The organism is Rossellomorea vietnamensis, assembly GCF_001305855.1.
Taxonomy (GTDB): Bacteria; Bacillota; Bacilli; order Bacillales; family Bacillaceae_B; genus Rossellomorea; species Rossellomorea vietnamensis_A.
In genome coordinates, this window is the sequence record NZ_LIXZ01000002.1 from 263616 (window position 1) to 278364 (window position 14749).

The 14749-nt window shown below is 41.0% G+C and carries 19 protein-coding genes; 3 read left to right on the top strand and 16 right to left on the bottom strand.

The genetic code is table 11. The features are described from left to right. Positions 1–4: 4 nt before the first annotated feature. Positions 5–430, bottom strand: a complete 426-nt coding sequence (locus AM506_RS04370) for a VOC family protein (RefSeq protein WP_060671180.1) — start codon at positions 428–430, stop codon at positions 5–7. A gap of 234 nt (positions 431–664) precedes the next feature. Between AM506_RS04370 and mraY the strand changes: the two genes are divergently transcribed. Then, on the top strand, positions 665–1615 hold the full coding sequence (gene mraY / locus AM506_RS04375; protein WP_060671182.1) for a phospho-N-acetylmuramoyl-pentapeptide-transferase: 951 nt from the start codon (positions 665–667) through the stop codon (positions 1613–1615). A gap of 67 nt (positions 1616–1682) precedes the next feature. Here the strand turns inward: mraY and AM506_RS04380 are convergent, their stop codons facing one another. Then, positions 1683–2522: an alpha/beta fold hydrolase gene (locus tag AM506_RS04380; protein WP_235576038.1), complete on the bottom strand. Its 840-nt coding sequence runs from the start codon at positions 2520–2522 to the stop codon at positions 1683–1685. A 341-nt stretch (positions 2523–2863) separates the two neighbouring features. Further along, the gene (locus AM506_RS04385; protein WP_060671184.1) at positions 2864–3256 is read right to left on the bottom strand and encodes a DUF1259 domain-containing protein; all 393 of its coding nucleotides are present in this window, start codon (positions 3254–3256) and stop codon (positions 2864–2866) included. A gap of 200 nt (positions 3257–3456) precedes the next feature. On the opposite strand from AM506_RS04385, the gene AM506_RS04390 reads away from it, so the two are divergent. Next, positions 3457–3813, top strand: a complete 357-nt coding sequence (locus AM506_RS04390) for a VOC family protein (RefSeq protein ID WP_060671185.1) — start codon at positions 3457–3459, stop codon at positions 3811–3813. 25 nt (positions 3814–3838) lie between these two features. Here the strand turns inward: AM506_RS04390 and AM506_RS04395 are convergent, their stop codons facing one another. Beyond that, the gene (locus AM506_RS04395) at positions 3839–4735 is read right to left on the bottom strand and encodes a LysR family transcriptional regulator (RefSeq protein ID WP_060671187.1); all 897 of its coding nucleotides are present in this window, start codon (positions 4733–4735) and stop codon (positions 3839–3841) included. Positions 4736–4852: 117 nt separating this feature from the next. Between AM506_RS04395 and AM506_RS04400 the strand changes: the two genes are divergently transcribed. Then, on the top strand, positions 4853–5488 hold the full coding sequence (locus AM506_RS04400; RefSeq protein WP_060671189.1) for a class I SAM-dependent methyltransferase: 636 nt from the start codon (positions 4853–4855) through the stop codon (positions 5486–5488). Positions 5489–5586: 98 nt separating this feature from the next. On the opposite strand, the gene AM506_RS04405 is transcribed toward AM506_RS04400, so the two are convergent. The 12 genes from AM506_RS04405 to AM506_RS04460 form a co-directional block, all read right to left on the bottom strand. Continuing rightward, positions 5587–7479 (bottom strand): S9 family peptidase, encoded by a 1893-nt coding sequence (locus AM506_RS04405; RefSeq protein WP_060671191.1) that lies wholly within the window; start codon positions 7477–7479, stop codon positions 5587–5589. 26 nt (positions 7480–7505) lie between these two features. After that, complete coding sequence (locus tag AM506_RS04410) at positions 7506–8729, bottom strand: GNAT family N-acetyltransferase (protein ID WP_060671193.1); 1224 nt, start codon at positions 8727–8729, stop codon at positions 7506–7508. A gap of 40 nt (positions 8730–8769) precedes the next feature. Further along, complete coding sequence (locus tag AM506_RS04415) at positions 8770–9240, bottom strand: GNAT family N-acetyltransferase (protein WP_235576039.1); 471 nt, start codon at positions 9238–9240, stop codon at positions 8770–8772. A gap of 47 nt (positions 9241–9287) precedes the next feature. Next, positions 9288–9551 (bottom strand): hypothetical protein, encoded by a 264-nt coding sequence (locus AM506_RS04420; RefSeq protein ID WP_060671197.1) that lies wholly within the window; start codon positions 9549–9551, stop codon positions 9288–9290. A gap of 75 nt (positions 9552–9626) precedes the next feature. Next, a complete protein-coding gene (locus tag AM506_RS04425) occupies positions 9627–9926 on the bottom strand; it encodes a TIGR04104 family putative zinc finger protein (RefSeq protein ID WP_060671199.1) in 300 nt (99 codons plus the stop codon). Between the two features lie 83 nt (positions 9927–10009). Next, positions 10010–10354, bottom strand: coding sequence for a hypothetical protein (locus AM506_RS04430; RefSeq protein WP_060671201.1), 345 nt, complete (start codon positions 10352–10354; stop codon positions 10010–10012). Positions 10355–10628: 274 nt separating this feature from the next. Beyond that, on the bottom strand, positions 10629–11090 hold the full coding sequence (locus tag AM506_RS04435) for a hypothetical protein (RefSeq protein ID WP_060671204.1): 462 nt from the start codon (positions 11088–11090) through the stop codon (positions 10629–10631). Positions 11091–11139: 49 nt separating this feature from the next. Beyond that, positions 11140–11670: a DinB family protein gene (locus tag AM506_RS04440; protein ID WP_060671206.1), complete on the bottom strand. Its 531-nt coding sequence runs from the start codon at positions 11668–11670 to the stop codon at positions 11140–11142. A gap of 5 nt (positions 11671–11675) precedes the next feature. After that, complete coding sequence (locus AM506_RS04445) at positions 11676–12440, bottom strand: GNAT family N-acetyltransferase (RefSeq protein ID WP_200908408.1); 765 nt, start codon at positions 12438–12440, stop codon at positions 11676–11678. A gap of 196 nt (positions 12441–12636) precedes the next feature. Next, complete coding sequence (locus AM506_RS04450) at positions 12637–12924, bottom strand: hypothetical protein (RefSeq protein ID WP_440480337.1); 288 nt, start codon at positions 12922–12924, stop codon at positions 12637–12639. 12 nt (positions 12925–12936) lie between these two features. Continuing rightward, positions 12937–13791, bottom strand: a complete 855-nt coding sequence (locus AM506_RS04455) for a DUF2785 domain-containing protein (protein WP_082386228.1) — start codon at positions 13789–13791, stop codon at positions 12937–12939. Positions 13792–14092: 301 nt separating this feature from the next. Next, complete coding sequence (locus AM506_RS04460) at positions 14093–14704, bottom strand: CGNR zinc finger domain-containing protein (protein ID WP_060671208.1); 612 nt, start codon at positions 14702–14704, stop codon at positions 14093–14095. Positions 14705–14749: the final 45 nt, after the last annotated feature.

A 14749-nucleotide genomic window follows, 5' to 3' on the forward strand; every position in this document is an offset into this window, starting at 1 on the left:
TATACTATTTTGTCTTCGAAATCAAATACTTCTCCCTGAACGTCGGACTCAGTTCACTCCACACATCAAACTTATTGCCATCCACATCATAAAAAACAAAATTCCTCCCTGAGTGACCTCTGACCTCAATCTCCCCTACCTTCATCCCACGGCTTATAAAATTCCCTCGCACATTTTCCAGAGCCTTTAACCCATCCACTTCAAATGTTAAAGAAAAACGTTCCTCACCATGGACATCTATAAAGTTGGCACTCTCGTTTTCTTTTGACTTAACAAGGAAGATACTTTGGTTGGCAAGGTTCAGAATGGCTTTATCTTCATCTTTGTAGTTTAACTCTGCCTCCAAATTCGTTACATACCATTCCGATGAAAGTTCCACATCAGCCACTGGAATATATGTCGTTCCGACCCTTAACAATTTTTCGTTCATCGATAATCCCTCCTATTTTGATTTCCACTAGTCTTTGATTTTCCACTTTTCATCTACTTATTTGACGTTCGTGATGTAAAAACCTTCCAACCCCTTCCTCTTTCGGAAAAGAAAATAGATTTCACACCCTACAGACTGGGGATCGAGATAACTTTTTTGTAAGTAATTGGAGGATATCCACAATCCCCCTAGAATTTATGTATAGATGGTAATGAGAAAAGGGGAAGAGATGAAATGTCTGATCAACTGATTCCTGCTATTATTGCGTTTCTATTAGTCTCTGTTTTATCGCCGCTGTTCATAGCACTCCTACGGAAATTAAAGCTCCTGCAACCGATACGAAAAGAACTTCCTTCCAATCACCAAATCAAAAAAGGGACTCCGCTAATGTTTGGCATCATTCTCTTCATAGGTATTATCGTATCCTTGTTTTTTTCACCTACGCCCCTGATGTATTTCCTGGCGATTACGTATATATTATTCAGCTTTATTGGTTTCCTCGATGATTTTTGGAAAGCGTCCCGGCAGGATCCCGGCGGTGTTTCAAGTCGAACGAAGCTTATTTTCCAATTTCTATTTACGGGTACCCTGCTATTCTACTTGATGAATGAGCAAGGTATAGATACGACCATTGGCATCTATCAAGATTTCTCTATTAATCTTCCAATGGCCTTATATCTCGTTGTGATCACCTTATTTGTGGTCGGCTCTGCCAATGCGATTAATTTTACAGACGGTTTGGACGGCCTTTTAGGAGTGGTCGCGATTCCGACCTATTTTTTCTTTTTTATGATTTCTGAAAGTAGTGAGGTGCAGCTTTTTTGTTTAGTCATGATCGGCTGTTTACTTGGCTTTCTCATTTATAATATCTTTCCTGCCCGGGCTTTTATGGGGGATACAGGGTCATTGGCGATAGGAGGCTCCCTTTCATTTCTTGCGGTTATTGAAAAAGTGGAGATTCTCATTCCCCTATTGTTCTTTATCTATTTTGCGGAACAGCTTTCGGTCATTCTGCAGGTTGCTTCATTTAAATCGAGAGGGAAACGCATCTTCAGGATGACTCCGATTCATTATCACTACGGCTTAAAATACGGATGGGGTGAAACGACCATTGTGACAGCCTTTGGGTTTGTTTCGTGGATTTGTACGTTTATCTGTTTTGCTTATTGGAAGTTTCTTCTCTAGCCATATGATAAAAGGACAAAGGAGCTTCAGTAGTTTGAAGCTCCTTTGTCCTTTAGATTTATTCACTTCAGACCAAATGAAAAGAGTCCTTCACCATTCCGCTGAATTTTTCTTTTTCCTCTATATGAGGGGAATGGTTACTATTTTCAAAGATATAAAAGGTTGAATTGGGAACTAGATTGAAGATTTCCTCTGAATACACAAATGGGCATTGAGAGTCGTGTTTCCCGCAAAAAACGATTGTCGGGGTTTGTATGTTCGAAATGTCCTCTCTGATATCATACGTTGGCAGTTCGTTTGAAGCATAATACTCTAACCGTTTCTGCACCACTTTTCCACTGCTTGGCTTAGAAAAGTATTCATCATATCTGCCAGGGTCATTCAGGGACATTTTCGTCCATTCCCTGCGTGCCCGCTTCCGTTCTTCTTTGGTTGCATCATCGGATTGAAGGATGGAAAATACCTCTTTCAATCGGTCGTTATTCGGATTTTCATCGCAGTAAATACTTTCCTGATCATTCACATACTCATTGGTAGCTGAGGCCCCACCTACAATTAATCGGTTTAAAGAATCCGGATAATCAGCAGCATAAACCAGCCCCAACATTCCTCCTGTGGAATGGCCCGCAAAGTTCCAGCTGTCATATCCTAAAGCTGATCGGATCGCTTCCAGATCCTTGCTGGTTTCACTCATACTCAACTCGTCTTCATCTTGAATCTCAGTGCTATTCCCCGTTTCTTTCAAGTTGACAAGGTACACTTTATAGTCGTCCACAAATCGATCGGCAAAGTGATACCCGCGCTCGTTAAACTCGCTATATAGATGCGTCACACATAACGGTTCACCATTCCCTGCTTCAAAGATTTCAAAATCCCCTCGATCTGTTTGGACCATTTTTTTTGCCACATACTTTTTCCCCCATTCTGTTTTGTCTGTATCATCATTTGGGATTAACTGGGTATTTTATCTTGAACACTACTACCTATTAGACGGGAGCCAAAATGGAATAGTTTCAATTATTCTGTTAACTTCGCTTTTATTTTTATAGGATCTGGATAAATACAGATCGTCATCTCCTCCAGAACCTTTACAACAGCTATTTGAGCCGACTCAGCAAGCGGTTTTTCTAGTATGATATACGTCTTAGGAAAGATAAAAGTTTCGAAAAATTAGGATGATTTTACAAAAGAGGGAGTGAATAAGTAACCGTCTGGAAATCATAAGCATCCCCGGAACGGAATGAATCTTTATTTCTTTAGGACAGCAAGAGCCTCAGCAGCCTTATGGGCAAAACTCAGTGGAGGTTCCACGGATTGAAAATGGATGTACATAATGTCAGGTTGGGTAAAGAGCCAATGATTGTGAAGAGCGCTGATAATTAATCCCTTTTGGATAAGCAGTTTCGAGAATTCGGGGATTTCTTCTTCCAACAAGACCACCTCCCCGAGATTCAATGCGTGTCCCTCTGTATCCAGTGCCTCAAATGAAAATCCTGCCTTCAGCTCCCCTCTGCTTGGTCTTCCTTGTATCGTTACATATAAATGTCGGTCGATTGATACGGAACAAACACCATTTTCCACCTTGGCTTTTCCCTGCAGAATTCTTCCGTACTCCGTGCACAATTCATGAAAATGGTTCATAAACCTATTCACCCTTTTTATTTCACTCTATTCTTAAAAAGATAGGAACATGCAATGTTTTGGGAAACGATGGGAGGAGAATGGATCTTTGAATTGAATGTAATATAGTAGAAGAAGGTGTTTTGTATGACACGTTTTAATACAGTCTTTCACTCTTCCGATAACATTTAACGTAAGTAAGTATAGAAGGAGGTAATAGAATGAGTACACATATTGGAGTCACATTTCAGGTTCGAGTCACAGATTATGAAGAAGGACTTAGTTGGTATAAAGAGCTATTCAATCGGGATCCTGACTTTATCCCTCATGAGGATTTTGCCGAGTGGGAGATTGTAAAAAATACGTGGCTGCAAGTGGCAAAAGGAGAGCCGGCAGTCGGGAATGGTCCGTTGCGTTTAGGAGTTCACGATATCTATTCTGAACGTGAGAGATTGATGAAATCATTGAATACGACAATAGAGGAAGTACAAACCAGGGAAGGTGTACCAGCTGCCTGGTGTACGTTTAGCGATCCGTATGGTAATTCAGTTGGGCTATTTGAGGAATTAGATGCATAACAATGGAGCGGGGAAGTTACCCGCTCTATCCTCTTCCCCATGACCCGGACCTCAACGTGTCCAAAAAACGCCTTGCAGCTGGAGGCAGGGACTGTTCACTTTCCAGGCTTACTACAGCAATTTCCCTGTAGAGAGCCGGCATATCAACGGGTTCAAGCTTAACCAATGTTCCTTCTTCTAAGTAGGCAGAAGCCATTGATTCTGTAAGAAGTGCTGTGCCACTATAGTTAAGGACAAATTCCATTGCGGTTGCAGGCGGCAATTCGATGGTGTCACTCCCGAATGACATATGGGTTCGTTGCCAATGCTTACTCTCCTCGCTCCAATCCGTCATGATGTATGGTTTGCTCGTTTCAAAAATGTCCTCTACCCTATAACTCCCATCCTTCATCCCGCTTAAAGGCTGATCACGGCGGGCAACGAGAATCAGGGGTTCTCTTATACTATAAAGCTTTTTCAAATCTTTATTAAAGTAGGGAGAAGTGATCATTCCCAGCTTGACGCTTCCTTCATAAAGCATGTCGATGATTTGTTGATTATGGCCGGTATGGATGGCTATCTGGATATCTGGAAATGAGGTGTACATTTCCTTCACAATCGAGGTGAAATGTCCGGATGTAAATGTCGGAAGGGTTCCGATCGTGATCTCCCCTCTTTTGCCTTCTTTGATGGATAATGCCCTTTCTCGTCCTTTATGCAGCACATCAAGAGCCTGCCTGGCATAGGGAAGGAACCCTTTCCCCAAATCCGTCAGCTCCATCTGTTTTCCTGCCCTGACAAACAGATATCCCCCAACATCTTTCTCTAACTCTTTTATCCGCAAACTGACCGTAGGCTGCGATACATCCAAATGTCTCGAAGCCTTGCTGTATGAACCAAGCCTCGCCACAAGCTCAAATGCAATCAGCTGATTGATTTCCATCCCGACTCCCCCTAACTATAAAAATATTTTATAGTAACTATAAATAATATAGGATTGTTTAATAGTTATAAGAAAATTATAGTGGAAATACACAAAGAATAAAAGGAGGGCACATCAATGAGTGTAAAAGCAAAATTCCAGAACCTCATGGACACCCAGTACAGCCGTCCCGCTGGAGTTCTTGGATGGTTCATCGGGGAGAAGATGATTCGTCAGCATAAACCTGAAACCCTATGGACCATTGAACAACTCAAGCTTGAGGATAGTGAACAGGTCCTTGAGATTGGATGCGGGGCAGGATATGCGATGAAACAGATCGCTTCATTGAATGGAAGTCACAATGTCACCGGATTGGATTTGTCAGAAACCCTTCTCCAATCAGCAGCTGTGCGAAACAAAAAAGCTATCAGACAAAAGCAGATGTCTCTAGTTCACGGAAGGGTTGAAGAAATGCCCTTCCCTGATGAAAAATTCACAGCCGTGTTCAGCATCCATTCTGTATACTTCTGGGAGGACCTGTTCAAATCGTTAAAAGAAATCGAGAGGGTGCTGACTCCTGGAGGAACCGTATTGATTACTCTTTGCGATGGCAAGGACGGAGAAGACTGGGATACAATCAAGAAAATGATCCGAAGTGAATTGCTCCCGATGATGGAACAATTGAAGTTTATGGATCTTCGCGTGTTGGAAGGGCCCGTGTCACGTGGGTATCATACTGTGGCAGTAGTTGGGGTTAAATCATCATCTCGATGACTTGATTTTCAGAAAAAGAATACCATGGGGCGGGTACGTTGATTACAGCGTACCTGTCCCATGGCTTTTTTAGATAAATGGTTAATTCGGATCCGTCCCTAATCAACCAACCACCGTAAAAACCAACTCAAATTCTGCTCCATAATAGCCCGGTGTATCCCTGGTTTGTCAGAGCTGTATCCCATGCCTTCAAATACGACTAATTCTGTCTCGACTCCCATATCCTTGAGTCCTTTATAGAGTTCATATGCATTGGGAATGGGGACTCTTGAATCCATTTCACCATGTTGGATCAAAGTGGGAGTAGTGGCAGATTGGATATAGGTCATTGGTGAGGCTTTGGCATAGATCTCAGGGTCGTTCCACGGTGTATCTCCTACATGCATCCTGATAAAGGAAGGCAGATCGGTATTCACGTAATTCGTGACCCAGTTACTTATTCCGCCTCCAACTGAGGCAACCTTGAATCGATCACTATAGTTAGAGCAGAATGCTGAGATGAATCCACCCTGGCTCCAGCCCATCACACCGACTCGATCAATATCTGCAATCCCCCGGTTGACAAGTGCATCGACACCGGATATCACATCCTCGCAATCACCGATGCCCAGATTTCGATAGTTTGCCTTTAAGAAGTCATTCCCATATCCCGAACTTCCTCTGTAGTTTGGTTCCAAAACGATGAAGCCCTTTTCAATAAACGACTCAATTGGATATTTTTCATTGAAGCAGCTTGAGTGGATGGGGAAAGATGCCCAGTCCGGACCGCCATGGATGAAGACCAATAAAGGGTGTTTTTTATTCCAATCCACGTCTTTCGGGGTTGTTAGAACACCTTCTATTTCAAGGCCATCACTGCTGTTCCATGAGATGACCTCCCTATTACTTGTAAGTCTCCCTTCAAGCAGACCATTCTCATTGGTTATTTTTTCACCATCAGCATAGACTTCGAATGTTTCATTGGGTAAAGCCTTACGATAGGCCAGATGGTTTCCATCCCCTGTTATAGAGGCCTCCATGATGCAGCAATCCGCAGTTCCCCCCAATATGTTCAACTTCCCATCTTCACATAATAACCCGATCCGATAATTCGTTTTATCCTGCCACATCAGTAGAATCCCTTTAGCTGTCCAGCGTATGGGAACAACCGCATGGTCAAAATCTATCAATGGTTGAGTCCGCTCACCATTCGTAAGATCATAGATTTCTAGTGTACTGTCCATGATATTAGTTTTATAGTGATCCTTCTCACGTAAGCTTGCCGTGTAACAGATTTTCGTAGCATGATGAGAAAAGCATACGCTACCTCCCACTACCTTATCTCCACCCAGCTTCTGCAATTCCCCACTTGGGCAATCGAGTAGGTAGAGCTCTCCCCTCTGACCATCCTCTCCATCTGGGCTTGGCGTAGCCATGAAAATCACCTTTTCCCCATCGGAAGAAACATCGAATTCTTGGATGTGAAAATCCCTGCCGTCTGTCAGTTGATGCGGGACATGTTCAATTAAATCCATGTACCATAAACAGTGATTTCGATAATCCTTGCCTACATAGTGGAAATCTCCATACTTCTCCCTGCGTATCCTGATTTCCTTAGATTCCGGTGACGGTGCAACATAGTAAAATCCCTTGCTAGAAGGATGCCATTTGAATTGAATGATTCCTTCATTCTGATCCGTGACTTGAACCCTGCCATCTCCATCGAACGACTCCACAAAGATTTGATTTCCCGAGTTCCCTTCACCAGCTGAAAGATAGGCTAAACGGTTGGAATTCGGAGACCATAGTGGGGATGTGCCCTCTGTGAATGGGGTGCATTCTCCCTTATTTTTTTCATAAATCACGATGGAATTCCTATATGTATTCTCTTCCCATTCAGCTATGTTTTTGACATATGCAACGTGATGGCCATCCTCACTTATGTGTAAGTCTGATATGGCAGGTATGGAAAGAAGCTCTTTAATACTTAAATATGTATCACTCTTATTCATTCAGATCCCCCTTCATCGTAATTTACTTAAAACGCTTTCGTACATACCGGCCTTTCATGCGTGCGGAAAAGGTCATTGACTTGATTCACACATGCTGGATTCGATATTTCTGCTTTGCCCCATTTATTTAAAGAGCGGAAACTCACTGCCCCCATGATCATCGAAGAAAAGTCAGAGATATCCATTTGCACGACAGTATCGACTGATTGCTCATGAAAATGTTGAATTTCTCCATGTGAAAACGTCACGGTGAAGTTCTTTGACTCGTCATCTTGCAGATCGTCCTTTATGTCAAACATAATCGTTAATGAAACGCTGCCGAATCGGTGTTTCTTCTCGTACAGCTCCACTAATAACCCTTTACAATCGATCACCCTGTACATCACACCAACCCCAAGGTTCACCATATGCTTATTATCAACAGACGGCGCCGTATCAAGCATCGTGTTCAACCCGCTTTCAGGTGAGCGGACAAAATGAATGAGGTCATCATGATTAGCATTGATGATGATTCGTTTAAATTGATCGGTCTGTTGATGTAAGAAAGTAGATAATTCTTCAATCGCTTCCCTTGTTTCAAAAAATAACTCGTGGATATAAAGGTCCTTCCCCTTGCCTTCATACAGTGCGTAGCCAAGTATTTGATCACCACGTTTAAACCCAACCACTTTTCCAAAATTAAATGGTCGATTCAATTCCCGTTCAGTGGAAGATCGTTTCGTCATCCCATGCGTTTTTTGATAGACACGGTTGTAACAATCCAAGATGAGTTCTCTGTCCTCATAGTTTAAGTGTTCAAGATGCTCTTTACGGGAAAAATCCTGAAAAGAGGATGGGCTTACATAGTATTGATAAACCTGCGTCCCCATTCCAAACCCCATTCTTTTATAGAATGCAACGTTGAACGGATATAACATCACAAGATGATGCCCGTTGGACTTATTAAGCTCATAAAAATACTTGATTAGTTGATACGCATTTCCCTCTTTCTTATGTAACAAATCAACAGCAAGCATCCCGACTCCACCCACGGCTATGGTCGTTTGGTTCAAGTTCATTTCAAACAGAAATGTCCTCATGCCTGCCACCAAATCATTCCCTTTGAACAAACCATATAAGCTTTCGCTCGGTGTTTCTTCGATATGCCCCTGCAGCCATTGGTCGGCATTTAAACCAGGGAATGCCCCATTGGCAAGTGAACAAAATGAAGCGTATGCAGCAGAATGATTGATTTCCCTTATTTCCTTCAACGTGAAACCCCTCCCCTAATTCTGAAAGCTTGTGAGAATCTTATAAACGGATTTCCATCATCCTTGATTTAGTCTTTAAATTCATGGATTCATAGAATTTAATAGCATCTTCATTAAACTCCCACACGCCTAATTCCAGTGAATCTGCACCAATCGTCTTAGCGTATTCTACTATCTCCCCAAAGAACCTTTTCCCCAAGCCTTTCCCTCTGAACGTCTGATCCACACCGAAGTCGTCCATATAGACCACTTTCTTAGGAATGAGGATCGGCCTTTCTACGGTATTCTTGATTGTAAGAATGGTATAGGCGATGGGTTGGTCTTGTTCCAACAAAAATACCTTCGTGTTTTCTCCATCAATTAAGTTGTTAAAATACTGTTGGTCTAACGTAGTGTCTGCCATCTGGTAATGGTCCGGTCTTTCCTTTGTATGCATTTCGTGCACTTGTCTTTGTATTTGATGAACCTCATCGTAATCGTTTTTTGTGGCTTCTCGGATATGTAAATTCAATCTATTCTCCCCCATGATGGCACCCGCTCTTGGTTTATTTTTCGTATTTATAAGAATATAAAAAGAATATTCCCAATGAAATACAATGCCGGTAAAGCACTGATGAGTAAGCCCAATAATGCTGATTTTCTACTAAAAGAGAGCACAGAACCGATGAGCCATACTCCTATAATGAAAAGGAATCCGGGGTAAACAAATGTGTGCCCTGTATAATTCTCTCCTAATCCTCCACTTGCTAAAAAAAGAGTAATAGGTATCGTGATTACTCCGGTTATGACTAGATGAATAATCCGATATATTCTAAGATTCATAGGATTCCTCCTCCACTAATCTTCCACCTTTGTAATAACAAAATAACTTTTTAATAGTAAATTTTCGCATCAAATTTATGATTGATTAGTATGATCAAGTTTAAACCTCACTACGAATGGACTCAGCAGGGAACCTATAAGTAGTAATAGCATACCAATTCCTAGATTCAATAATATGCTTTGAAAAGGAGTAAGGAACAGCATAAAGAGTGTCACCGGTAAATACAACAGACTAAGCATGACCCTTCCCTTCATCGTAATCAAGTGCTCTTGTTTGCATGCATGACATCGGATCGGTTTTATGATCGGCCCCCATAAATATCTGTAGACCTTTTTCCATTTGAATTGGGCATGACAGTTCTTGCAGTGCTGCAAAATCTCACTCCCCCCTTTAAAAATGTGAACAGCTGAAGGTCATTGACATAACCTTCAGCTGATTAATGACTTCAGTATTCCTATCACTGAAAGGTTTTCCCTTCCGTCTCCTCTAACCATCGATCGATCGCTTTAACAGGAAAGTAGTATTCATATCCCATTTTTATGTATGGAATTTCACTGATAATAACATCATCTTCTTTTCTGGGATATAACATTTCTAATTGCTCCTTGCTTATGCCTAAATAATCTTTTAACTCCATAGAACTCAATAATTGAGGTCCTTCTGTTGAGTTCATATTTACTGTAACTTGATCATCTGTAATGTGAGAATTACTGTTTTGTAGGGCATTCGAAATCATCCATGCCCCAATTAAAATACATACTCCTAAAATGATGAGTGAAATGTTGGTTGATAATTGTTTCATCGAATCCGCCTTTCAGTAAATAATCACCTGCCACAAATACCCATTATTTCAAACTTTTTTACTTCTGGCAATATTCATTTTCTTTCGAATATAACTTATTTAAAGAAAAAATATAAAGGGGAGGCTTGGCTGGCGATGATTAGGTATGGCGGACTATTACTAGCTCTGCAAGTACCTCTATTAACCCCTCTGCTGTATCCTATTATAGACTCTTCAAGAGCCCGAAGTGGCAAGAATCGGACTGCTCATCCTGAACTAAGTAAGATTTATGAGCTCAATGATCATTTTGCCAATACTCATTCACAAAATCATCCCAAGACCCATCAAATTCTTCCCACTGTCCGTCCTCGAACACCTCTAAAACTTCACCTTTCCCAGAGATGAATTCAATTGTCTTATCACCATCTTCGTATTTGGTGATGGGAAGGTTAATTTTTAAGGACTCGATTTGTTTGTTTTGGTCTAAAAAGATCTCGTATACGGAAGCCTCATCAGCACCTTTTCTCACTTCATCCCCAATCAATGAATAGATGATTGAGTCTTCTAACTCTCTGGCCACTTCTCTTTGCTCATACAAAGTCTCGAATATTTCCCGAAACGTTACCACTTTTGTTTCAGTTGTAACGCTTTTATTCTGTTCAAATCCATAAAGTTTTGCGTGGGCTATTATATCCGAGATATTTGCCAAAATGACGATGAGAATAATGACACCCAGTATGATACTTATTTTTCTCAAAGACCCTTTGCCTCCCCCCTCATAACCGAATTGAATCATGTGTTTCAATTCATTGTTTAGCGTCCGAATTCAAATACCGCTCTATAATCAACCTTCGATGGTGATTTTCATGCCCCGCAATAATGTACGCAATCGCTCGGGCTGTCACTTCGGAACCATTTGCATTTCCGCGCTGGAGCAACGCTTCTTCATCCACGCTGCTTAGAAGAAGAATGGTGTTTTGGCGGACAAGAGCTTGATGATGTAAAAGGTCCGTTAGTGAAAAGTGATTGAAATTCCCTCTTTTCACATATTCATCATCATTATATCCAGGCAGCATTCCCTGTTCTCCTCTGGCAATACTGAGAAGACGGTAGCACATAATACGCTCCGTGTCGGTTATGTGGCCGACGACTTCCTTGATTGTCCATTTTCCCGGAGCATACTGATATTCTGCCGTTTCCTCACTTAAGTCTTTCAACAGTTTCTTGGTTTCCTTTTGTTGATCTTCAAGAATCTGAAGCAGATCTCCACCCGGGACATTGTTTACGTACTCTTTATAATACGGTGGATATTCGTTTGTTTCTGGTTTCCTCAACATAGCTTCTACTCCCTTTCACATGCTAAATACATATCAATGATCGATTTACTTCTAAGAAAACCAAGATCTTCATAAAGCTTAATTGCGGCATTATCCTTAATGACAGATAAGCGTGTAGCCGGGTACCTTTCACTCGAAGAATGGATCGAGTGGGTTAACAAGTACCGTCCAAGCCCCCTCTTCTGATGATCTGGGTCCACGACTAAACTCATGATCAGCGGATACTCTTCAAATTCCATGTGCAGACAGACGCCAACAATGTTGTTTGAGTGAGTATCGATCACAACTCTCGAACACTCATCCATGATTTTATGATGTTTATGTTGATCGATAAATTCGTTTACGTGAAGAAGGTAATCCTCTTTCGTTCCGATTTGTTTATACGCTGGATTGGCTTTGTAGGCTTTCATGAGTAAACATGCGATATCATTCGTATCTTCACTCCAAACAGCCCTTGAGCTATACCCTTCAGGTAGAATTGCCTTCATCTGTTCTGTCGGACGAATCATCCATATATTCACTTCTTGAATCTTGCATCCAAGTTGTTCATACGCTGCCACATGTTCTTCTACCACTTCTCTTATAATGATGTTTTCTTCAGTCCCAGATATCTTTTTGACATAGTTTAATAGCTTATGAGCCAACCCTTCGTAGTCCCTATAGGGTGGCACTACAAATAAATCCGATATTAAATTGGGTTTCAGAAGTACACCGCCAATGATCGTTTCGCCTTCCATGATGAAATATCCGCAGTCAAAAATGGTTGCCACTTCCACTAACGTCTCCGGGGACCTTCTAAAATAGGAATCTGCATATTTTTGTCCATGGTAAATCGAATAATAGCGGGTGTATTCTTTGGGTTCTTGATAGATCAGCCGTAATCCGTCTTATATGTCGATAGGTTCATACTTATTCATATTTTTTTACCCCTTTGTTAAAAAAAGCATGTCGTCTTACTAGTTTGATCTAAGATCTTTTAAATAGATCCCTTTGCTTCATATACTCGATGGCCTTGGTTTTATTCTTTTGTTTAGAAACATATTCTGCTTCGTTTTTATCTTTATAAAAAGCGTTAAATCTTTCTTCTGAAAGAGCGCCTTCATCGATGGCTCTTTGAACCGCACAGCCTTCCTCGGTTATATGTGTGCAGTTCGAATACTTACACGCCCGGGATAATGCTAGAATATCTTCATATCCCTCTTCTACTTTGAATTCGGGATCAACGAATTCTCTGACCATTTTATTCTTTTTCATCCCCTGCCTCCTCTACAATTCAGATAAGCACAACTCAATATTCCGACGAAGAGATATCAAATTTTCACGGGAACTTATCTTTACGTAAAAGCTTTTTAAAAAGTTCTTACAGTTCGCTTCTAAAAACCAATAATTTTCTTCATTCACTTGCTCTTTCCTTCGTTTCAGTTCGGCTGGTATTCCTTTTAGTAAGTGCTCTATTTCCACTAGGTCCAATCCCTTTTCTAACATGGCGAGTATCGGTGTTGCCATTCTCTCGTCTTCACCATGAACATAGACACTGTCAGATACAAGGATCTTCTCCCAAAGTGGGGGCAGCATGTCTAAAAGGTCTTTCTGTTCAATTTTTTTATTGAGGATTAATTCGTCAAAGGCGTCTGCCACATGAGCTATACTATGTGCCCATCCTTTTACAGGAACAAAGCCCCTCAGGTCATTTTCCGAGTTAATGTAGTTGATTAAGAGATCTTTTGTTTTATATACAGCGTCTCGAGGTAGAAAATCATCCTCATTATCCTTGTATAAAATAACGGCGATGACAAGTGAACTAAACGCCCTTGTAAACACAGTATCCGTGCCATTTTCTCCAATCCCTTTAAATAACATGTCGTCACTTAAACTGTAATCCAGCAGATCACTCAATAAATCATCTTCCAATTGATTGTCTATGGCTAAGTGAAAAAAGGTGCTGTAGATCAATTTATCCCTAAGCTCACTATCCGTAGATCCGATAAAATGCATCATGGATTTTACAAGACCCACATGATTCTTTATGTCCCATGGTTTATCTCCGCTTTTATATTCTTGTAGGTATTTTTTCAGTTCATGTTCTTCCATTATTAACTCGGTTGATCGAAAATCCACCATCTACAATTCCTCCTATTGAAGTTCATTCAATTGCTTTTTTCCGGATAAAAAAAGAGACCATCAAAAACGATAGTCCCCACTTACTAATAAGATTTAAGAAATCTCAGGATTAACTATATGCGATAAGAAGGTTTGGATATCGTAAATGTAATTGTTCTTGTATGAAGTTTCATTGAACGCACGATTTACAACCTCCTTCACTAAGCAATTTCATAACATATTCAATTATAACAAACTGGGTTATTTTAGCAATTATAGATTTGAATTTTCAGAAAAAAACATAAGAAGTGACCGAATCTGGTCACTTCTCTTTCTGATAAAACCTCCGCACCTTCGCACGATTCCCACAATCGGCCATGGAACACCATCGGCGACTTTTATTCCTGCTCGTATCAAAGAAGAGCCAGCCACATGGGTCCCCTTCACATTGCTTGACCCGTTCCAATTCATTTTTTAAAACGAGTAAATCCACTGCGGATTGCAAAATCGGAGGCAGCATTGAATCAAGGTTTTTCTCAGGTTGGTTGAACTTCAATGTGAATTGATCCTCATCTTGGATGACTTGCAACGATCTATAGAAATGACTCACATAGTCATTGAAGCTTGCAAGATCTCGCTCGTTCGGAGAGGTTTTCTTGGAAATGCTCTTGAACATTCGATACATCACTTCACGCAGTTCAATTGCATGCTTGAGTGTTTCTTCTGCTTGAGAAGGGTTTTTCCCAGCTTCTGCAAGAAGTATCTGTGCCTGTGAGGCTGTCAGCAATTCGGAATGGATCGACCAGTCTACCAACTTAGAATAACTCGTAAACCAGTCCCGCCTTTTCTCCGTACTTTCCCGCCAGCTGACGGTATTGATGAAATCCATACACAGTCGTTCTCCGACCATCATATAAGAGTTTATTTCCGACATAATCATGACTCCTTTTCTCTAACCATCATAATACATATTGACAGT